The sequence below is a fragment of the Bradyrhizobium sp. sBnM-33 genome, assembly GCF_032917945.1.
GTDB lineage: Bacteria > Pseudomonadota > Alphaproteobacteria > Rhizobiales > Xanthobacteraceae > Bradyrhizobium.
The window spans coordinates 2,480,131-2,499,927 of sequence record NZ_CP136624.1 but is presented as its reverse complement, the minus strand read 5'-3'; the positions used below and the strand labels follow the sequence as shown (position 1 = coordinate 2,499,927).

The window sequence follows — 19,797 nt, the reverse complement described above, 5'->3', positions numbered from 1 at the left end:
CTGCTCGCGTCCGCGCCGGTGGCCGAGCATGCCTCGGCGCCCTCACCTTGAAGGACGCATAGCGGGTCGCGCGCATCAGATCCGATGGGACGGCGTTGGACTCCCCTTCAATCTCAATTTCGGTCCGGGACACGCTTCACCTTGCCAAGCTACGCATTCACGAAGGCGCGGGCGGTGGCATTCTCGGCTTCGATCACCGCGGCCAGGGAATGCTCCGGTGCGAGCGGGTTGTCGTCCAATACTTTCGGCTTGACGATCTGGATTCCCGTGCTCTGGGAGGAGTTCCGCCTCATGCGGACGGCTTCGAGGTAGCGGCAGCCCTCCATGAGGATCATCGCCTCGCACGTGTTGCCTCGTAGCCGGCCAAGGTTCTGGTGCCGGCATGAGACGCTCCAGCCAGCTCCATCAGCCCAAGCGTGTCACCGCGTCGCAAAATGCGGACGACCCCTGAGTCGATCCCGAAGTGCCTGCCGATCGGCGACGAGGTTGTCGAGGTGAAGCGGCTCGTCGTCAGGCCGCTGTCCTTCCGCCAATCGTCCAACCAGCGTCCGTGTGGCGTCCAGGACAAAGACGCCGCAATCATAATTGTTCCCCTGTCGGGCCATGCGGGCTGGTTCAAGGCGAGTGCCCAGCCTTCCTGCGAGTTGGCTTGCCCCGGTGCTGTTAGATCTCCGGATGGAGTTGTAGTGATAGGCAACCCTCCCTTCCGGCTCGCGGCGATCAACGAGCAGCAGCGACCAATGCGTACCGCCGCCACCGACACCGCCATCGTTCACTGGCACGAACAGGAAGTTGGCGGTATCGTTACCATCCTCGTCGTTGACGATCCCCCGCAAGGTTTCCTGCCGGGTGTCCTCGTCCTTGGTCAAGCGCAGCAGATGAGCTTGCGCGGGCCGCAGGAACCGCGTCCGGGCGGCCAGATCCGAATTGTCCCTCTGCAACTCCCGCTCAAGCAGTGTGTAATCCGCCGTGATATGCTCGTCACCCAACAATTCCGTGGGACCGAGCACCAGCGGAGGCTGCAGCGGGATGCCCGATCCTGAGGCCTGTCCATCCGATTGATCCAGATGGCCGGACAACTTTTCGCGACGACTCCCTCGGAGGGCTTTGCCAACCCCTGACTTAAAACACGACCACAGCCCACAGCCTTTGGCATTCTTCGTCGACATCGCAGACGTCGCAGCCCTGGTTGATGACGATGTTTCTCCCATATATCCCGGGAAGCTTTCGATGCCCGCCCCTAACGGCTCGTGAGATTCGAGTCCATGTCCAGGGATGAGCAGAACGCCAAGTCCTCCCAGATTGTTTGGGGTCGCCTCCCTTGTTCCTTGCCCCAACTTCGTCGTGTAAGGCCGACCATGGATGTAAAAATGTGCTCGCGACCGGAGCGGTGTCGTCGGCAGGAGGCCTTTTCTGTTCAGTGAACCGATCAGGGCATCGGGCGCTGATTGGCAACTAAGTCCCATCCCAAGCCGACGATATGTGTGAAGTCCTTCGCACGTGGGAAGTCCTCCGCCGGCACGATGGCCTGTATGTCAACCGGGGGGTGTGACAACTGGGCTGGCAGATCCAAGTGGCTCCAAGCGGCGCTAGATCCAGGAGGCGCCGGTCGCTCAAGATGGCCGAAGGTCGATGATGGCTCGGCCCTTGCAGACCGCGATGGCAACATTGGCTGCGTCCTCCCAAGGTCCCATCCCGGATTGGTTGGAATTGAAGGCGGCATAGTCTCCGCGGTAATCAACCTCGAACATCCGGCGCTGAAGTACCGGATCGGAGACCACGCCATGCGGAGCACTATCACCGTCACTTACCGCGATCAAGTAACGGGCATCGTGGTCCGGCAGGTCCCTTGAATTCATCTCCACAAGAGGGACCAGGACTTCGCGTCCGTCCCGCGCAACCTTCCCCATGCTCATGATCAGCGAGCTGAACGGAGTTAGACACGTACGTGACACGATCGACTAGAGAGTTCCCGTACAATGCGACCGAGTCCGGATCGCGAGCCGCTCGGGCGTACTCCGAAACGCCAAACCCTTATGCGAGGGTCGCAGAACGCGAGCGAACTGAACCCTTATCGCGCGTCACGCAGTCTCAAAACCGCGCAAAATACAAGATCAACGATGCACGGGAAGGCAACTCGATTGGCGCATGGGATACACGTGCGTCTCTCAATTTCCGCTACCAACCATCGAACATCTTGTGATCGTTTTGGCTTAACTACGATTCCTGCTCGTCTGGCGCGAGACGCAACAATTTTGCGGCACGGTCAACTACCAACCCTCGTAATTGATCTCGATGACAGAAACATGTCACCTTCCACTGATGAACGTCGGCCGATCAAACGCACCGGCAAGGAATCGGCATGCAAAACCAATCACAATAATCTGTTCCCGCCAGTGGCTCTGATCCACGCGCTGATTCCTCACTCACTGAAATGCTGCGCGCTCAGGTCTGCTCCAGCAGCGAACTCTCATTCCTCATGGAAGCGCATGACGGCCTCTCCGCCGCGATCGCCGAGCGCGCAGGTTTCAAGGGTCTCTGGGCGTCGGGTTTGTCGATTGCCTGCTCCCTCGGATACCGCGATGCCAACGAAGCGTCCTGGAGCCAACTCGTAGTTGAGCGCATCGTGGACTCGACTGAGCTCCCTGTGCTTGTTGATGGGGACGGAGGCTTCGGGAACTTCAACAATGCTCGTCTGCTGGCACGCAAACTCCGTCAGCGTGGCGCTGCTGGCGTCGCACTGGAGGACAGTTGCTTCCCCCAGATGAACTCGCTTGTTGGCGATAGGCATCCCCTCGCCGATATCGATGAATTCTCCGGCCGCTTGCGTGCCATGAAGGATACAGTCGCGGACGACTTGGTCCTTGTGGCCCGGATCGAAGCGCTAATCGGCGGCCATGGAATGGACGAAGCAATCTTGCGCGCTCACGCTTACGCCGACGCGGGAGCCGATGCGATCCTCATTCACTCGCGCAAGAGCGCCGCAGACGAGATCCTTTCGTTCGCACGCGCCTGGCGGAACCGGTTGCCAGTCGTGATCGTTCCAACGAAATACTATCGAACGCCGGTCTCTGCGTATCGCAATGCGCGCATCTCCACAGTGATCTGGGCCAACCACTCCATGCGAGTTGCATAGCGGCAATGCGGCAGGTCTGCGGTCGTATCATCGCTGAGGAGACCACTGCGAGCATTGAACCCAATATTGCGACGCTCGACGAGGCCTTCCAACTGTTGAGATACGACGAACTTGCCCGCGCGGACGCGCCGATATCTCCCCTCACCCTGACCGACGGCAAATAGCGTCTCATCCGCGCTGCAACATACGCCGATGTCGCAATTTTTCCGGCACCTCCTGTGGCATCGATCTCGAATTACTCGGCAAAGCCCTGCGGCGTCTGACCGCAACTCTGAACACGTGGAACTGAATTCTTGGATCGGCCTGAGCCGGCTTGTCTGAGTCCTTAACGCCTGGGTGTGTGGACGCGATATCGAGCAACGCTGATGGGACCGAAATGAATACCAATGCGCCCAAGAAAGGCGTCATTCTGGCCGCCGGCTTCGGCTCTCGTCTAAGACCGTTGACGGATTTGCGGCCGAAGCCCCTGGTCGAGGTCAACGGCACACCAATCCTCTACAATGCCCTGCGAAACCTGGAGGCGGTGGGCGTCAAAGAGGTAACGATTGTCGTAGGCTACCGCAAAGACGACATTCAATATGCCTGCGGCAGCCGCTTTGGCGAGCTCGAAATCAAGTATGTCGAGTCGTCGGTCTTCGACCGTACCGGCAGCGCCTATTCCCTGTGGCTGGCGCGCGACACGCTTCGTTCCGGAAACTGCTTTCTTCTCGAAGGCGACGTCTTCTTCGAAGAGAACGCGTTGCGTTACCTGATGGTCAGCCAAGCAACCGACGTGGCTGCAGTCGCTCTAGCTACTTTCCGGCGCAAAAATCGCGGCTCTGAAGGGCGGGGTCAACCACGCAGACAACGAGAAGCCCCGCGGGGGCCGCGGGGCGATGAGAGGCCAAGATTGGCGCTGGAAGTGGACTACCTTTGGAGTGACTGTTCTTCCATCACGCGACCGATGCTCATGAGATTGTCAGCGACAACGCCGAGCCCGACCCAGCGCTTCATTCCAGTGCTGCCTTTGTAGCGCAGCGATCGAGCCCGTGCCGCCGTTTGGCCACGCTGATGCGCCCCTCGCATCCGGTCCGCCATTTCTGGCCGTTGCGGAACCACCGCTTCTTCTGCTCGCGCTTGCGCGCGACGCTTTTGGTGGAGCGATTGGGGATGCAGACGCGTTTGACGCCACTTGCCTTCGCCGCAGCTTCATTCCTGGCGGAGTAGAACCCGGCGTCTGCCGCGACCAGACGTGGCGTGCGACCGAGCTTGGCTTGGTGGATTTCGATGGCCGGGATCAACAGGTCCGTATCGCTCGGCCGCCGGTCGTAGACTTCGTAGTCGATCACGATCTGGTTTTCGGCTTCCTGCAGCTTGACCATCTTGCCGAACTCGTTGGGCTTGCCGGCCTTACCCTTGCGAATGATCTCTGTCGAGGGCTCGAACACGCTGAAGAGCTTGTCCTCTGCCCGCGTATTGCCGCGGAAGATGCGTTCCCGGGTCTGCCGCATCACCTGCCGCACCAGCGGCATCATCGCTTCCAGCTCCTGCCGCAAGCCTTGCAGCGCCAGCCGTTTCAAGATGCCCCTGGCCCGCTTCACGCCGGTGGCGATCTCATGGGAGAAGCGCTTCGCTTGCCCCACCACACGGCTCGTCGAGTTCAACAGCCGCCGGTAGCCTTGCTTGAGCTTCTCGTGATTGAGCGGTCCTTTGGCACGTGCGGTTCGCGAGATATCGAGCAGGCGCAGTTTTACGCTTCGCGTTCGGTCGCGCAGTTTTGTTCCGGCCGTGCCGACGATCTTGGTGACCTTCTTCATGGTGCGGATCAACACCCTGACCCCGTCGCCCAGCAACGTGCTGTCGGTCGGGTAGTGGATGTTGGTCTCCACCACCGTCGTATCCACGCGCATTCTGCGTCCCTGCGTCACCCCTTGTTGCTGCGCGACTTGCACAATCCGGTCGTGGATCTGCTTGATTGTCTCCGGATCCACAGCCAAGCCCCAGCGCCCCATTGTCTTGGCGTCCGGCGTCTTGCCGCCGCCCACCCGGGTGAAGTCGCGGTAAACCAGGTTGGCGCGCACTTCGCGTTCCAGCACGTGATAGCTCCAGTTGCGAACGTGCTTGAGGATCAACAATCGCAACACCACCTCGGCCGGCGCGCCCAGCCGACCACGACCACGACTCTTGGGATGTCGTCTCGCCAGCGCCTCGTACACCGCACCGACGATCTGTTCATCCGCCAGAACCCGGTCAGCATGGGTCATCCAACCTTCGCGAAGATCGCTCATTCTTCAGCGAGAAGAACGTGATGTCGTGCAAGGCCAGCGGGGTTCGCTTTCACCGGCCCACCAGTAGAACGAAGATTGACCAGCTTCGTTCGCAGAAGGTCCTGCCAGCACCCAAAAGACCAGCGTCGTACACGCATAGTTCGCGAACTCCCTGCCCTGATCCTTGCGATAGCTCAAGCAACGGGGCATGCCACTCGATCACACGTCTGTCATTCCAAGCACCGCGGCCATCGAGCATGAGCCTCCATTCCCGCAGTTATTTCTTCCCCATCCAGACATCTTCGAATGACGAGAGGGGCATAAGTTCCTCCTCCTGCACGGGCCGGTCATTCATGACGTCGGCCGCTTTCAACGTCGCACTAAACCGGACAACAGTGCGTCTTTCGATTTCCGCCAATGTCGCTTGCTCGTCTTCGAAGCCTTCTGGCGAGAATTCCTCAAACGGTGAATCGTCAGCTAGCTCCTGCTTTTGCGATGTGACGAAGCCGAACGCCTTGATGCTGCCGCTCCTGGTCGGTGCAACGACTACCTTCCAATAGGATAGCGGCACATAAACGTTGCCTGCCTCCTCGTCTTCAAGTTTCAGATCCCGCATCGTGAAAATTGGACCAGCAAAGATCGACAGGCGTGCCAGCGTCCTATCGGAGGATGCTTGCCTGCTAATGTGATTTTCGAGCCGCCCCCACAAGCCGTGGAAACCAAACTTATCGCGATTAAATGCTTCGTGCTGGGGCGTGCAGTTCGTCAGGTGAAACGTGTCTGAATTCGCGTACTCAATCTCTGTCTTTGACGCACCCCAACAGTTATCATCTCGCCTCACGAGATGGCCAAAATCGAGTCTCTTCCACCGATCATAGAAGCCTTTCGGCAGCTGGTACTTTTCGTCCATGCGGCTATCGGTTATCCACTCGTCCTTTCCAAAGGTTTCGCGGCCCTTAATCTTCCTCTGGCCTTTGCTGTAATCGGTATTGCAGGCCGAAAGGACCGGCATTCTCCGTTGTGCATGCAGCATGCACGAGTAGTGATGGTAGTGGAGGACCTTGCCGGCGCGGCCCCGCAAGGGAGCAATCAGCTTCGGATCTTCGCTCTCTATGGTCGGGAATTCCGCAATACGGTCGCGGCCGAGGAAGTTTTCGTCGTAGCCTTGTCGATCGCTATAGTCGGTGTCGAAGTTAAGCTTCTCCAGCAACAACTCGTCAGGCTCAGCACTTGCGACAATGGCCGGAGCAGCCAATGGCTTTACTTCCGGGATCAACGAGCGGATAGAAGGAGGATTCGAAAGGCTTTCAACCTTGAGCGAGACGTTTAGTGGCAAGACGAGTGAGAATCCCTCACTCGGCAGGCTTGCTGGAATGAGCTGCGGTGCGAAAGTAGGCCGTGCTGACGGCTCCACGTCGATTTCGAGTTCGGCTGCAGTTGGCTTGATCGTTCCTTGGATAGCCGCCTCAAGCACCGGCAGGAGATCATGACGAGCAGCCTGTTTCCTGATGTCAGCTACGAGCCGGCTGGTCCTGACGCCTTCGTTTGCTATCCATTTGATCTCGTGCTCCAGCGGCTTATGGTCGGTAATGGGCTGGCCGTCGTGACCGATGTAGCGACCTTGGCTATCTTTCAGTGGCTTTCCCGAGTGGTGTAGGGCAACGACATCCCAAAGATCGTTGAACACTGGCGAGCCTGACGAGCCTCGGAAGGTATCGCTCTGGTAGGTGAGAAAGTCTTCAGTGTCATCGAAGGGCAATAGTTTATTTTCACGAATGGCTATCTGCTTGCTCTGGCCTCCGGGATGCTGAACGATGGAAAGAAACTGGCCGTAGTCCGCCTTGCCGAGTTGAGGATTCAGGCGAAGCCATCCGAAACTCGCCAGCTCTTCCGTCCCTTGCTTTGAAAGAGGGTCGACCGCCACGACGCAATAATCGAGATCCTTATTCTTGAAGAAGAACTTGTCAGGAGCGAAGGAAAACCAGGTGGGGATTCGGTCATTTCCAAGGGGGTCCGACTCGTATGCGAACTGGACACGCGAGCGGCCTGCTACTTCCGGCATCTTAAAAACATGCCAATTCGTTAGCAGGAGTGTGGGGGCGATCATGAAGCCAGTAGCAGACCCTCCGCGATCACCCGGCGACGGTGGTATTTTGATGCAACCAACAGAACGGGCCGCACGAATGCCTGCCCAGAAGTAGTGTAGGCTCAGTAGGTCATTCGTTCCCATCGCGCGCTCTAGGGCGGCGATGTCATCGGGCGTCCGGTTTTCATTGATGTACCGAGTGACGCGATCCGCCCGATCCTTCGGAAGATCAGGCTTTGCCGCAGGTGCCTTGAGTTCACCGCGCTTCGAGTCGACTCGCGCGGTCGTCGTGGCGACTACTTCAGTATCAATCTGCATACGTTCCCCGTAAAATTAGATCTTTAGAAACAACACAAACCGGCCCGTGGCTCGGCTTCAAACGGCACTTCGCGTCAATCATGGAAACTTAAGGTTCAGTTGAATCTGGCAATGATCACTGGGCCAACGGGAACGCGGCGTTTCCTCTTCAATGTCTTTGCGTATCGCCATTTCCAGTATGATCCCGCGTCCGCAAGGGCAGCGGCCTTCTCATTCAAGACAAAGAAATCTATCGAAAAGCGTTGGCTGGCAGGCTCGGTAGGCCAGCACTTGAACTCCTTGTTCTTAGGGATATGGGTAAGTTTCACGTCATCGTCAGGGCTCGACGTGGACGCGCCAGACATCACATCCCACATATCAGTCGTCTTTATCTCAGGGCTTTCGCGGTCGAACCTGCGATTGAAGTCTCCGGCAACGATAACCGGCCCACCGCCCTGATGCGCTGCCCTGATCCAGGATTTAAGCGGTTGCAGCTGACGAAAGAGCGCTGGACAGTGGTCGTTATCTGAAGGTTCTTCGATGGGATCTTCGTTGCAGCGAGACTTCATGTGCACGACGAGTAGCCGCAAAAGAGCGCCATTTTTGTTCAAGGTAATGTCGAGCCCCCACCGGGTCTGGTGGTCAGTTGCCGGGTCTTTTGGCCCAAGATCCACGACGTCCCTCGTATCTCCGAGTGAAACGCCAGAAGATCGCTTGATTGCTAAAGCAACATACTGCCTGGCAGGATTGGTGAGTTCGCCCGGCAGAGTACTCACGGCTGAGGTCGGGTCGGTTACGCACTGCGGCTTGATATCCGAAAGCTGGTTGAAAGGATAATCGGGCGCCAGGCCACGCTGGTCCGCAACGGTCTGCCCGGAAATGCAGAGAATGTACTGGGATGGTGGGAAAACGCGCGCGAGCGCGCGAAGGCTCGCGATCTCCTGCATGGCGTAGACGTGGCCGTCGCTGCATTCACGATAGAGCCGCAAGTCCTTGAATTCATCTTCCGAGCGGAGGAGACGATCATAGACCCTCACTGCCGTCGCTAATTCGGCGATATTCCACGAAATGAGCTTGATCTCACTCGGCTTCGGATCAGGCCCTTTTGCACCGCAATTGATGTCTTGCGCGAGGGAGGAAGCCGACAAGCCAAGAATCCACAAAGCAACAAGCGCGATCATCTTCATGGACGAGCCCCTCGAATCCAAAATCGCATTTTTAAGATACAACTATGACGAGAAGATTACAAGTTTTCGCTACAGATGCTTTAACGCTGGTTCAGCGTCTACCGGACCAATCTGCGCTTGGCGACTGCATACTCAGCCAGTGCACAACATCGCTGTCAGAATGCGCGGCGACGGCATCGATCTATCTTGCCTCCTGAGCGGTGACGTGGACAGCGACGGTACAGGATATGCCGTGTCCCCGCTTGACGGCGTCAACGGAGTCCGCCGCAATCCGCTTGCGCGCATCGGCATCTCTTAAAAATCATTACGGTGTCTCCCGACCCGTTACCACTATAAATTGTTCAACCCAAGCAGGTTAAGCAAAGTTCTTACTCCTTGATAGTCCAAAACCGAAATCTATCGGTAGCTCCGGACCGGTGCCTCCCAGGTCGGAGAGAGGGCCCGCGTCGTTCATCGATGGCCTCGGAGGCGCTATTCTGAGGACTCATCCGAGACGACGCGCTGCCCTCGTCCTTGTCGCACTACCTGCTGTACCACGCTCGGCCCGAGCTCGGCCAGCGTGGTCACTTTTGCATCCTCCATGCTGCGCACGACGTCAATCAGCGGACGGTCCTCCGCTTTGGCCGCGCTAGCTACTTTCCGGCGCAAAATTCGCGCTTCTAACCAGACTGGTCAACCGCGCGGACAACGACATATCCGAATGATGCAGCGGCAGGTGGTAGTCTCGCGATCGTGTCCGCAAGGCAGCGGCGTCAAGACTATGGTACTGTGAGGATTACGCTCTACACAAGCGTGACGACCGCTAGGCCGCACGCCGGACTGCTGTAGGTCTTGGTTGTGTGAAAACGCTTGATGACCCGCGATTTCGGCTGTCAATCGGCGTCGAAAATTGCATTTCGATCCCAACCGCTGGCTTTCACGTCGCGCACGGTTTCATCACAAAGCTAAAGCTCGCCTCCAAAATAGGGCCATGATCATCGCGAACTTCAACTGCTATGCGGTGCTGCGGCCTGCCTCTGACCCATTCGCGGGCCATCTCCGAGAGTGCAGTGGTCGCCTCTTCCCGAGCAGAATCGATGTTCGGCAGCTCCGCACCTTCATCATCGCGGATGAACTGGCTGCCGTCGCGGATATCAAAATAGTACCTCTTCATCGGCGACTCACGTGTCGTGCCGTCGAACAGATCTTGCAGCTCCAGATCGATCTTGCTGCCGCATTTGAGGTGCTGCTGCATGGCCACCGCCTCAAATCGAAACAGCCAGCGGCGGTCTCGTTCCCGGCGTGCCTTGAAGCGGTCCAGGCACTTCTTGGAGCACGGCGTCGCCCGCCATGAGTAGTATCTGATCATGCCAATCTTTCCGTCACAGACGGCGCAGCTTGTCGCTGCTGGGCGATACTCAAAGCGTTCGTGGCAATCGCGCATCTTCATCTTCTTTGGGCCCCACCCGGGTACTGGAACTCCGGAGTCGCTGACTCACTGTGCGTGCACAGGTGGAGTTCCGCCGCAAGATCATCGTGATCCGCCAATCTTGCGGCAGCTAAGGACGGGGCGCGAAGAGCTTGACTCTCACTGGTAGCATCCAGCTCGGCATCCAACATAAAGTTGTTGCTGCGTGCGCTCATTCGGCTTGAGCCTACATCCGGGAGACCGACCGAGCCCTTCGATCGGGCACCGTCCACAAACGAAAACTTACCTCGTCATGAAGAAGAAAAAGTAGCCAATTTCTCCTGGGCACCGCATATATCAGGCGAAATTCTCATATTTCGCGCTGAAGTTCATCGAAGAAACCGACTGCATCGATACCCAAGCGCGCCAGCGATCTTCGCTATCCTCAGTTGCGGATCGTTCCAGAAGCTACAGCTTGAACTTGACGAGCACGACAATGTGCAACTTGCCGGGATCAAGCAGGATGGAAGGGGCGGGTGCCGGTCTCCGGCATGAGCACCGGAACCGCGGATCAGCTCTACCTCGCTCTGCGGGTTGCTGCGATCGAAGATTATCTCGACCACGCCGACCCCCTGCCGTTCATTGCGGATGATCTGTTCATCAACTTCGACGAAAAGCGTGCTGCCGCCGGTTTCCGCGTCCTGGATGAGCTGGCAAAGAAGACTCAGGTGCTATTCTTTACGCGCCACGAACATCTGGTCGACGTGGCCCGGAAAACCCTCGACGATGCGGTCAGCATTGTGACTCTGCCGGTCGCTTCGAACTCGCCAACCCCGCGGTCGGAGGCGGCTTGAGGGTCGGAGATCCCCACCACTTTCCGTAATCTATATTATCACTCTCTGGATTTGCTTCTGTTTCAATGACTTACAATAACCAAAGCTACATTTGCAATTTTGTAGAATTGCTCCTTTGCATCATCCCCCCGCGCCCCAAAACCCGCTTTGCAGCCAGGCGGCTAATCATTTCTTCTTGGGCACGAGATTGAGGCTAACGGTGCCACAGCTGCACCGGAGTACTTCCTTGTCACCCTTGATGGGCGAGACGCAGAGGAACTCACCGCAATCGGAATTGGGACACTGCATCAGGTGGAGCAGTCCCTGGAACGCGGTCGCCACCGCAGAAAATTCCGTAGGCTGCAGGTCCGCCCAGGCATTATAGTGCACGGCCTTGTTGATCATCCACTCCTCCGATTTTGTGGCCGCAACTCTCTTCTTGGATTCTACCTGGAGTGTTTCGGCGTCTTGCACATTCTTGCCCCAGGAAGCGGCAGAATCGCGGGCTTCCAGGAGACGGGCCTTCCACGCCGCAAGCACGCTGGGCCAGAGGTCGCCAAGATCGTATTGTCCATTTCCATGGTACTCGATACGGGCTCGCAAGTTGTCCGCAAGGATCGTTGAGGCAAATTCCAGGTAACGCCGCAGGGTGCCGGCAGCAGTCGGAACATTACCTTTTGCAAGATAATCCTGAATCTGCGACCAGACATCGCCCTCGTTCCAGACCTGCGGTCCGCTGTCAACGGTCCAGCCGCCGAAGCTCAGCGTGCCCTGAACAAGCTTCTCGCTTTGCATGAATTTGAGCCACACCCCATCGTGGGTGGTTAGAATGAATTGCGTATTTGGAAATTTCTGCTTGAGCAGCGCGCAAACTTCACGGCGATGCCCGGCATCGACCGACATCAGCACATCGTCCAGAACGGCGAGCGTGAAGCCATCGCCGAGCGTGTGTTTCACGAGGGCGAGATAAAGGCAAAGGCCCATGCCGTCCTGATGGCCCTCGCTGTGATAGGCTCCCGGCGGAAATTTACCCCGGCCGTAGAAGTCGACGTCGAAGGCAAGCTTACCAAACGATGGCGACAGTTTGCCCTCGAATTTGGCCTCATCATCACGGTTAATGAAGCTGTAGTAATCAGTGAAGTCCTTCTGAACCTTGTCGTAGATCCCTTCCAGAATGGTGGTGCTGACCATGCCGTAGTGGCTCAGCACAGCAGCCGCCGTTTCCGCCTGTTGCATAGCATCGGTCAAGTCCCGTTGCGTTTTGCGGCATTGGTCGTATTTTTCCTGAGCAACAATCAGAAATTCCTTCGCTTCTTCCTCCTTTGACGGATCGGCGAGCGTATCGATATACGCCGTCAAGCCATTGGTGGCGTCAAGCAGCTCGGGCGGAGACGGCGCGTCCAGCCGACCAAGCGCTTGCAAGGCGTCTGCAATCGCCGCCGGGTCGCGAACGACCTTGTCGAGAACGGCGCGGTCACCAGAGACTGCCTTCGCGTACGCGCGAAGCGGCGCAGCATCGATCGGGGGGGTGGCCTTCTCACACCATTCCGTCACCTTGCCGGCTTCACGCATGATGGCCTGCAGGTGAACCACGAGTGGTTCGACGGCGACGGCAAGCTGCTGCAGGATGGCTGCCGCGGCGTCGGCCTTTGCGATCTTCTCGTGTAGATGCTCGGTCAACAGCGCCACATCCCATGTGATATCGCAGAGCGGGCACGCATCTTCCTCGACGAGTTCGAGGCCCCGCTCAATGAGCGCCCGCTGCTTGACGATTTTTAGGAGGGCTGGATCGTTGGTGAGTTGAGTAAGCGCCGTGACCGAGTCAGCCTTCCCGCCCGCGATGGCCGCTTCCTGCGGAGCCGCCAACTGCTGCATGAACAGTTCAAGATCGCCCTTGGCACCAAGTTTGGAGAACTTGGGTGGCTGCAAACCCTGTCCAGTTTCAACATTGACGCCAGCTTTCAAGGCATTCTTCGGGGCAAGATCCGTGATGGGCTCGAGCTTCAGCACGGCGCGGCGAGCATTGACTCCGTCAAGCAGGTCGGACTTCTTCGGGTTCGCAAACCCGAGATGCTTGAAAAAATCAGCCTTTGTCCGCCGATCTTCGGCTTCGGTCCTTACCTGATCGCGCTTGGCGTCGTTCGCGACGCGTTGCAACGACATACGCACTTTTTCGAGTTCGGCCAGGCGCAGCAACTCCTGGACATACTGCGATCGTTTGCCTGCAGGAACGAGGACGTACTTAATGATCTCGCGGCGAGACAGCGCAAATTCGGGATGGGTTTCGAGCTGCGCAAGAATGGCTTTGGTTTCAGTATTGCTCGGCTTGAGCTCGGCAGTACCGGCGTTCTTGACGGTCCGTTCGATCGCGAAGCTTTTCTTAAGCGAGGGGACATAGACCTTGAGGCGAACAAGGGCTTTTTCCGGCTTCTTGTTCGCATCGACGTGTGGCGCATGGGCCTTAACGCTGAGTTCGGCGGTGCCGGCTCCACCGAGGCGCGTGATATTGCCCGTCAGAGCAAATTCAATCGCGTCGACGATTCCGCTCTTGCCGGTGCCATTCGGCCCCGCGATACCGAAACTTTTCCGACCCAGCGCACGCTTCAGGTGGCGGATTCCGCGAAACTCGACAATCTCGATTTCCTCAATCTGGATCATTGCTTGACCCCGCTGAGGTAAAAATAGCATCGCGCAGGCTCTCCGCGTCCAGCTTGTGCTGGTCGAGAGCCTGGCGAAGAGCTGCGAGCGCTTCGGCCGAAAGTGCCTTGTGATCCTCGAGCCGTTTCACAAAGGCATCAAAGACTGAGGTCACCGTTGCAGAGAAGGGCGGATCGGTGATTGCCATGTTGCTTCATTACGCTTCTGTTGCTCTTGGCGGCGGAGACTGATCATCCATGGCCAAGTTTCAGACGACCCAATCATCTGTCGTTGTACCATAGACAGGACTAAATCTGAGCGTGCTTCCCTCCTTTCCAAATTTCATATGCCATACAAGCAATTCGACAGTGCATCACCAGATCGCGACAAACCATCTAATACCATGGCAATAAAGCGCTTTCTGAAGCGGCAGTCGGATTAAGTGGAAGGCACGATCTTCCATCAAGACCGCTCGATAAAGCAAGCTAAATCATTGATGCGGCTCTAAAAAATCTTGATTTCTAGGCCAAAGTTCGACCCCTGCCAGAGCGACCACGTCAGGCGTCCAAGTTCTGGATGCTCGACCACCGCCTCGTAGCGTGTTTCCAGCCCAATCTGCCCCTCGTCGGCGCCGGCGGCATCCCAATCTAGATTAGCGTTTTCTTGGTTCGAATCATATCAGGCGGCGTCGGCGAGTTTGTAGGACCACGTGTGGATGACCGGATGGCGATTGACGTCGTCGATACCGGCCATGATGCGCTCCTTGATTCATGTTTTGAGGCCACCCGGATGTGGCGGAGGACTGAACGGGCGAACTTGGAGAAGAATCCCTCGATGAGATTGAGCCACGAGCCGTGCTTGGGGGTGAAGGTGAGCTCGAAGCGCCCGCTTGGTCGAGTGGCGAGCCAGGCTCTGGTTTCTCGCGAGATGTGCGCGGAATGATTGTCGAGGATCAACTTGATCGCAGTGTTCGACGGATAGGCGTCATCGATAAGCCTGAGGAGTTCGACGAACTCTCGACTGCGATGGCGATCTTTGACAAGGGCGTGGACCTTGCCGGTGAGCAGATCAATCCCAGCCAACAGGCTGAGCGTGCCATGGCGTTTGTATTCATGATCGCGCGCAAAGGTGGCGTGGACACCAGGCTTGGGCGGCAAATCCGGTGCCGTCGTTGCGATGGCCTGGATTCCCGGTTTCTCGTCGTAGGAAACGATCGTCACCGGCTTTCCCCGCTTCTTCTTTCCCTTGGCAGAGGCTTTCTTCAGGACTTCGACTTCCCGATAGACGCACAGGACCTCCGCCATCTTCTGTTCGAACTCGGCGTCGCGATTTTCAAGATAGTAACGCACCTTGTGCGGCTTGATTTCCTCCCGGCCGAGGATCTTGCACACCGTTCCCTGGACCAAATGGCCAAACACGCATGCCCTGCCGCCGGCCCGTGTTCGCGCGCATGGCGCGCCAAGAGCCGCGTCGTCCACAACTCATGCGGATAGCCGACGCCGAACTCGCAGGGGATGGTGAAGATCTGCGCCGGCGTCGCCGTTTCCGGCGCCCAGCGCCGGACCGAGAAGGCACGGCGCAGGCCGATGATTGGCATGAGGATGAAGCCCGCAAACGTGTCCGCCAGAAACTCTTTTGGGTCCTCCCAAGGGTGCGCCTTCGCATCCTCGCGCAGCTCGTCGATCGACGAGCCATGGCCGAACACGTGATGGCCGAGCTCATGCGCGCAATTGTAAGTGCGCCGCGGTAGCGGCCGTCGGGCCGAGAGATGGATGCGCGGAGGAAGGCCGCGCTGATACATCCCCTCCATGTTGATGTTGTTGAAGCGCACCACGACGCCCAGCGTCTCGCATACCCCGTAGATGCAGATCGGCCCGGCCTGGTCGAGTTGGGCCTTCGCCCGCGTGGCCGTGGCTGCCTGCATGGCCTGGGTCGCCAAGGCGCGGCGATCAAAGCTGGGTTTTTGGTGCGCGTCACACTCATCAGCGATCGTCCCCGTTCGCGGTGGAATCGTTGCGCATCGCCGCTAACAGCCTAAGCAAACGTTCCAGATCATCTGGCTTGAGTTTGGAGAGTTCGCGTGCGGCAAGCTCAAGCCGCGGATCTTGAACGTCGAGCGTCTCGGGCGCTTCGCCGAGCAGCCAGGCGACGCTGACGTCATAGATCTCTGCAAGTCGGACGAGTTCGTCGGCTGAGACACGGCGGTTGCCTGCTTCGATCTCGGTGATGGAAGGACGGTGCAGGCCGATTATCTTGGCGACATGGCCTTGTGACAAGCCGGACAGCTTGCGCGCCTCTTTTAGTCGATCAGCGATCTGGGCCCGCTTCGCGGGATCGAGCTCGGTCATGCCGCGGCCGCTTCCTTCTCGCTTTGCTTCTTGAGCAGGTCACAGACGAAGATCGCCGTCTCGTCGATGGAGCGCGGAAGCTTGGTGGTCTCGTCGACGAAGATATTGACGTCGTTCGGGATCGTCGCGCTGATCTCTGTGGCGAGGATCGTGGTCGCGACGGGCCAGACCTTGCTGTCGAACTTGGGCAAGGTCTCAACCGGTTTGATCGCGCCACTCAGCGCTGGGCACTCCAAGCCGCTGTCAGCTTGAATCTGGCTGAGAACAGCGATTAGCTTTTCCTTAAGGGTAGCAGGGTCCATGGAAGCCTCCTTGATCCGACATATGGTAAGATAATCTTACATTCGTGGATTTTCAAGGGGCTGTCGATCCTTCCAGCCGACTAGTAAAAATGTAATCTTCGTGCTACATATTTTGCCAATCTGTAGTACGAAGGTGACAAATGCCTACTCCACATAATCCTCCTGCCGCTGTGCGGCGGGCCCTGCGCAAGCTCGGCACGGACATTCACGATGCCCGCCGGCGACGACGGCTGCCGATGGCGGTCGTGGCCGAGCGCGCATTCACTTCCCGCTCAACGCTCCAGAAAGTTGAAGCCGGGGACACCAATGTAAGCGTCGGAATTTATGCCGGCGTCCTCCAGGCGCTCGGCCTGCTCGACCGTCTGAGCCAGGTCGCCGACATCAGCAACGACCCAGTCGGACAGGCGCTGGCCAGCGCAGAGCTACCCAAACATATCCACCTCAAGCGAACCGCCCGAGCCGACAATGGCTGATTTCGAAGTCCACATCAAGCTGGACGGCCGCACGCGGCGCGTCGGTTTGGCCAGAAGCAACCGCGTTCGAGGTAACGAAACAGTCGTCTTCGAGTATGCGCCCGAGTGGCTCGAAGATCCTGATCGCTTCTCTATCGAGCCGGCCCTCAAGCTGACGCGCGGCGGCTTCGCGCCACCACCCGGCCAAGCCATCTTCGGCTCCATCGGCGACTCCGCACCCGACACTTGGGGCCGACGTCTGATGCAACGCTGCGAACGCCGCCTAGCTGAACGCGAGGGCCGCGCAGTTCGCACCCTGGCGGAGAGCGATTACCTGCTTGGCGTCGCCGATGAAACCCGTCTCGGCGCGCTACGATTCCGCTGGGCAGGGCAAGAGACTTTCCAGGCGCCGATCCGCGCCGCCGTCCCTGCCCTGATCGAACTCGGACGGCTCCTGCAGATTACCGAGCGGATTCTCCGGGACGAGGAAACGGACGAGGATCTCCAGCTTATCTTCGCACCCGGCTCCTCTCTCGGCGGAGCACGGCCGAAAGCATCCGTCGTTGATCAGCATGGCAACCTCTCCATCGCCAAATTCCCGAAGGAGACCGACGACTATAGCATGGAGACCTGGGAGGAGATCGCGCTGCGGCTGGCTGGTCAGGCCGGCATCGCTACTCCGCACCATGAATTAATCGAAGTGGCCGGCAAACCGGTCATGCTGTCGCGTCGCTTCGACCGCACCGGCGCGACCCGCATCCCATTCTTGTCGGCCATGGCGATGATGGGCGCCAAAGACGGCGAGCGGGGCAGCTATCCGGAGATAGTCGACGCCCTTGCGCAACATGGCGCGCAAGGAAAAACCGACGCCCATGCACTCTATCGGCGCGTCGTCTTCAACGTGCTCATCTCCAATGTCGACGATCACCTCCGTAACCACGGCTTCCTCTGGCTCGGTAAGGCGGGCTGGACGCTCTCTCCCGCCTACGACCTCAACCCGGTGCCGACGGATCTCAAAGCACGCGTGCTGACAACAAATATCGACCTCGACGAAGGCACCTGTTCACTCGACTTGCTGGAAGCCGCTTCGGAGTTTTTCGGCCTCACCCTCGTGCAAGCCCGCGCAACTATTAAAGAAGTCGCGGCGGTGACGACGACCTGGCGTGATAGCGCCAAAGCAGTCGGCGCCAGATCGGCTGAGATCAACCGCATGGCCAGCGCCTTCGAACACGACGATCTCAAACGAGCCTTGGCGCTATGACGAGAACCTACGCCGGAGCATTGCTGGTGATGATCTGCCAAAGACGTAGCGCGACCGAAAGAACACCACTCCGAGATCATTTGAACTTGGACATTCGCTTTCAGCGGCGCTAGACGGCTACGGTCATGGCCATTCCATGAATCGTTAGGCTAGCTATCAGTTGGTCTTAAGGGGCGCAGACGATAATGTTTCCGATCCACAGCACATTTCCAAACGAGATGGCCGTCATAGGTCGCCTTTTGCTTGATTACGGCGAGCTTGAACTTGATCTGATGAATCGCGTCCAAGTCGGCCGCAAGTACGACATGAATTCAACCTTGAAAGCGATGTTCAGAATTAGCATTACAGTTGCTTCTTTGGGAAATGTCTGAATCCATGGGCAACCATGATTCGGAGGTCGTGGACGCAAGCAGCGTCGATTGAGGAGACGCTTGCGTTGTGGGCGGCGTCGCTTCGAGAGATCAGGAAACGGATACGTCCGGTGTTCACGCAAGAGCGTGTGGCGACGAATGCCGGCCTGTTCCTGGAAGGTCTGCTCGGAGATGAGCAGCGCAAGACCGGTTGGAAGCGGGCGGAGGCGGCTGGCGATCCTGGCCCATGGCGGCAGCAAGCAATTCTGGGGCGTGGGGATTGGGACGCTGATGCCCTGCGCGATATCGTGCGCGACCATGTCATCGAGCATTTGGCGGATGACGATGCAGTGCTGGTGATCGACGAGACCGGCTTTCTCAAACAAGGCAAAGCGTCGTGCGGAGTGGCGCGGCAATATACGGGTTCGGCAGGCAAGATTACGAACTGCCAGATCGGAGGCTTCGCTACCTACGTTTCGCGCCATGGTCATGCGTTCATCGACCGCGCGCTGTATCTTCCGAAGGAATGGACCGACGATCCGGATCGTCTGGAAGCCGCCTACGTGCCTGCCGATGTCGGCTTTGCGACCAAACCAAAGCTTGCGACGAGGATGATCGCACGCGCGATCGCCGCGTCTGTACCATTCAAGTGGGTTGCCGGTGATACGGTCTACGGCGTTGGCGACATCGAACAGCAACTACGTCGGGCCGGCAAAGGCTACGTGCTTGGGATCAGCAGCGCTCATGTGTTTCGATCCTGGGGCAAACGACCGCCGGTCGCCGGTACGGCCGCCGACATCGCCCGGACGCGGCGCTCATCCGACTGGAAGCGCCTGTCGGCGGGAGCCGGAACCAAAGGACCGCGGCTGCACGATTGGTGTTATCTCGAATTGGCCGACCTCGAGGCCGAGCCATTCAACAGTGCAAATGATGGTTTGTGGACGCGCGGTCTACTGATCCGTCGTCGCATCGCCGATGGTGACCTCGCCTTCTTCACCACCTGGTGCCCAGCGGGAACATCAATTGAAACGCTGGTCGCGGTCGAAGGCCATCGATGGGCGATCGAGGACAGTTTTGAAACCGCGAAAAACGAGTTCGGGCTCGATCACAACGAGAGCAGATCCTGGCATGGCTGGCACCGTCACGTCTCCCTGGTGATGCTCGCCTTCGCCATGATGGCCGCGATCCGGCATCGCGCTAACCCGCCACCGCCCAAAAAAACAAAACGACGCCCCCCGGCAAAAGCCAAAACATTACCGCGGCGCCACTGATCCG

The 19,797-nt window shown here is 58.3% G+C and carries 17 protein-coding genes and 2 pseudogenes; 6 read left to right on the top strand and 13 right to left on the bottom strand.

The genetic code is table 11. From position 1 onward, the window contains the following. Positions 1-149: 149 nt before the first annotated feature. The 3 genes from RX328_RS11545 to RX328_RS11535 form a co-directional block, all read right to left on the bottom strand. Positions 150-335, bottom strand: coding sequence for a hypothetical protein (locus RX328_RS11545; RefSeq protein ID WP_057853200.1), 186 nt, complete (start codon positions 333-335; stop codon positions 150-152). Between the two features lie 84 nt (positions 336-419). Continuing rightward, the gene (locus RX328_RS11540) at positions 420-1,079 is read right to left on the bottom strand and encodes a Ulp1 family isopeptidase (protein WP_190242259.1); all 660 of its coding nucleotides are present in this window, start codon (positions 1,077-1,079) and stop codon (positions 420-422) included. A 534-nt stretch (positions 1,080-1,613) separates the two neighbouring features. Next, positions 1,614-1,910, bottom strand: a complete 297-nt coding sequence (locus RX328_RS11535) for a hypothetical protein (protein WP_108523344.1) — start codon at positions 1,908-1,910, stop codon at positions 1,614-1,616. A 524-nt stretch (positions 1,911-2,434) separates the two neighbouring features. On the opposite strand from RX328_RS11535, the pseudogene aepX reads away from it, so the two are divergent. Both aepX and RX328_RS11525 read left to right on the top strand, forming a co-directional pair. Beyond that, positions 2,435-3,300, top strand: a pseudogene (gene aepX / locus RX328_RS11530) (phosphoenolpyruvate mutase). A gap of 212 nt (positions 3,301-3,512) precedes the next feature. Further along, on the top strand, positions 3,513-4,148 hold the full coding sequence (locus RX328_RS11525; RefSeq protein WP_249726833.1) for a phosphocholine cytidylyltransferase family protein: 636 nt from the start codon (positions 3,513-3,515) through the stop codon (positions 4,146-4,148). On the opposite strand, the pseudogene RX328_RS11520 reads toward RX328_RS11525, so the two are convergent. The 4 genes and pseudogenes from RX328_RS11520 to RX328_RS11505 all read right to left on the bottom strand — a co-directional run bounded on the left by RX328_RS11520 (position 4,043) and on the right by RX328_RS11505 (position 10,300). Further along, positions 4,043-5,403, bottom strand: a pseudogene (locus RX328_RS11520) (ISNCY family transposase). The gene RX328_RS11525 and the pseudogene RX328_RS11520 sit on opposite strands and share 106 nt — an antisense overlap. 256 nt (positions 5,404-5,659) lie before the next feature. Then, complete coding sequence (locus RX328_RS11515; RefSeq protein ID WP_213253695.1) at positions 5,660-7,786, bottom strand: DNA/RNA non-specific endonuclease; 2,127 nt, start codon at positions 7,784-7,786, stop codon at positions 5,660-5,662. Positions 7,787-7,881: 95 nt separating this feature from the next. Then, the gene (locus RX328_RS11510; RefSeq protein WP_213253694.1) at positions 7,882-8,952 is read right to left on the bottom strand and encodes an endonuclease/exonuclease/phosphatase family protein; all 1,071 of its coding nucleotides are present in this window, start codon (positions 8,950-8,952) and stop codon (positions 7,882-7,884) included. A gap of 916 nt (positions 8,953-9,868) precedes the next feature. Then, positions 9,869-10,300 carry a DUF6894 family protein gene (locus RX328_RS11505; protein WP_213253693.1) on the bottom strand — a complete coding sequence of 144 codons (432 nt, stop codon included), beginning with the start codon at positions 10,298-10,300 and terminating at the stop codon, positions 9,869-9,871. Between the two features lie 575 nt (positions 10,301-10,875). Here RX328_RS11505 and RX328_RS11500 point away from each other — a divergent pair. After that, positions 10,876-11,193 carry an ATP-binding protein gene (locus RX328_RS11500; RefSeq protein WP_213253692.1) on the top strand — a complete coding sequence of 106 codons (318 nt, stop codon included), beginning with the start codon at positions 10,876-10,878 and terminating at the stop codon, positions 11,191-11,193. A gap of 165 nt (positions 11,194-11,358) precedes the next feature. On the opposite strand, the gene RX328_RS11495 is transcribed toward RX328_RS11500, so the two are convergent. The 6 genes from RX328_RS11495 to RX328_RS11470 form a co-directional block, all read right to left on the bottom strand. Beyond that, entirely contained in the window at positions 11,359-13,830 is a 2,472-nt protein-coding gene (locus RX328_RS11495; protein WP_213253691.1) for an ATP-binding protein, read from the bottom strand. Next, positions 13,817-14,017 (bottom strand): hypothetical protein, encoded by a 201-nt coding sequence (locus RX328_RS11490; protein ID WP_145963801.1) that lies wholly within the window; start codon positions 14,015-14,017, stop codon positions 13,817-13,819. The genes RX328_RS11495 and RX328_RS11490 overlap by 14 nt, the downstream gene beginning before the upstream one ends. Positions 14,018-14,456: 439 nt before the next feature. Further along, on the bottom strand, positions 14,457-15,158 hold the full coding sequence (locus tag RX328_RS11485; protein ID WP_410734044.1) for an IS630 family transposase: 702 nt from the start codon (positions 15,156-15,158) through the stop codon (positions 14,457-14,459). Then, on the bottom strand, positions 15,071-15,733 hold the full coding sequence (locus tag RX328_RS43465) for an ImmA/IrrE family metallo-endopeptidase (RefSeq protein WP_410734043.1): 663 nt from the start codon (positions 15,731-15,733) through the stop codon (positions 15,071-15,073). The genes RX328_RS11485 and RX328_RS43465 overlap by 88 nt, the downstream gene beginning before the upstream one ends. Before the next feature lie 58 nt (positions 15,734-15,791). Next, positions 15,792-16,157, bottom strand: a complete 366-nt coding sequence (locus tag RX328_RS11475; RefSeq protein ID WP_108523280.1) for a helix-turn-helix domain-containing protein — start codon at positions 16,155-16,157, stop codon at positions 15,792-15,794. After that, entirely contained in the window at positions 16,154-16,459 is a 306-nt protein-coding gene (locus RX328_RS11470; RefSeq protein WP_108523281.1) for a hypothetical protein, read from the bottom strand. The genes RX328_RS11475 and RX328_RS11470 overlap by 4 nt, the downstream gene beginning before the upstream one ends. Positions 16,460-16,599: 140 nt before the next feature. Here RX328_RS11470 and RX328_RS11465 point away from each other — a divergent pair, with 140 nt between their 5' ends. The 3 genes from RX328_RS11465 to RX328_RS11455 all read left to right on the top strand — a co-directional run bounded on the left by RX328_RS11465 (position 16,600) and on the right by RX328_RS11455 (position 19,793). Next, positions 16,600-16,932, top strand: a complete 333-nt coding sequence (locus RX328_RS11465; RefSeq protein ID WP_108523282.1) for a helix-turn-helix domain-containing protein — start codon at positions 16,600-16,602, stop codon at positions 16,930-16,932. After that, positions 16,925-18,172 carry a type II toxin-antitoxin system HipA family toxin gene (locus tag RX328_RS11460; RefSeq protein WP_213253690.1) on the top strand — a complete coding sequence of 416 codons (1,248 nt, stop codon included), beginning with the start codon at positions 16,925-16,927 and terminating at the stop codon, positions 18,170-18,172. The genes RX328_RS11465 and RX328_RS11460 overlap by 8 nt, the downstream gene beginning before the upstream one ends. A gap of 385 nt (positions 18,173-18,557) precedes the next feature. Further along, complete coding sequence (locus tag RX328_RS11455; protein WP_213253689.1) at positions 18,558-19,793, top strand: IS701 family transposase; 1,236 nt, start codon at positions 18,558-18,560, stop codon at positions 19,791-19,793. Positions 19,794-19,797: the final 4 nt, after the last annotated feature.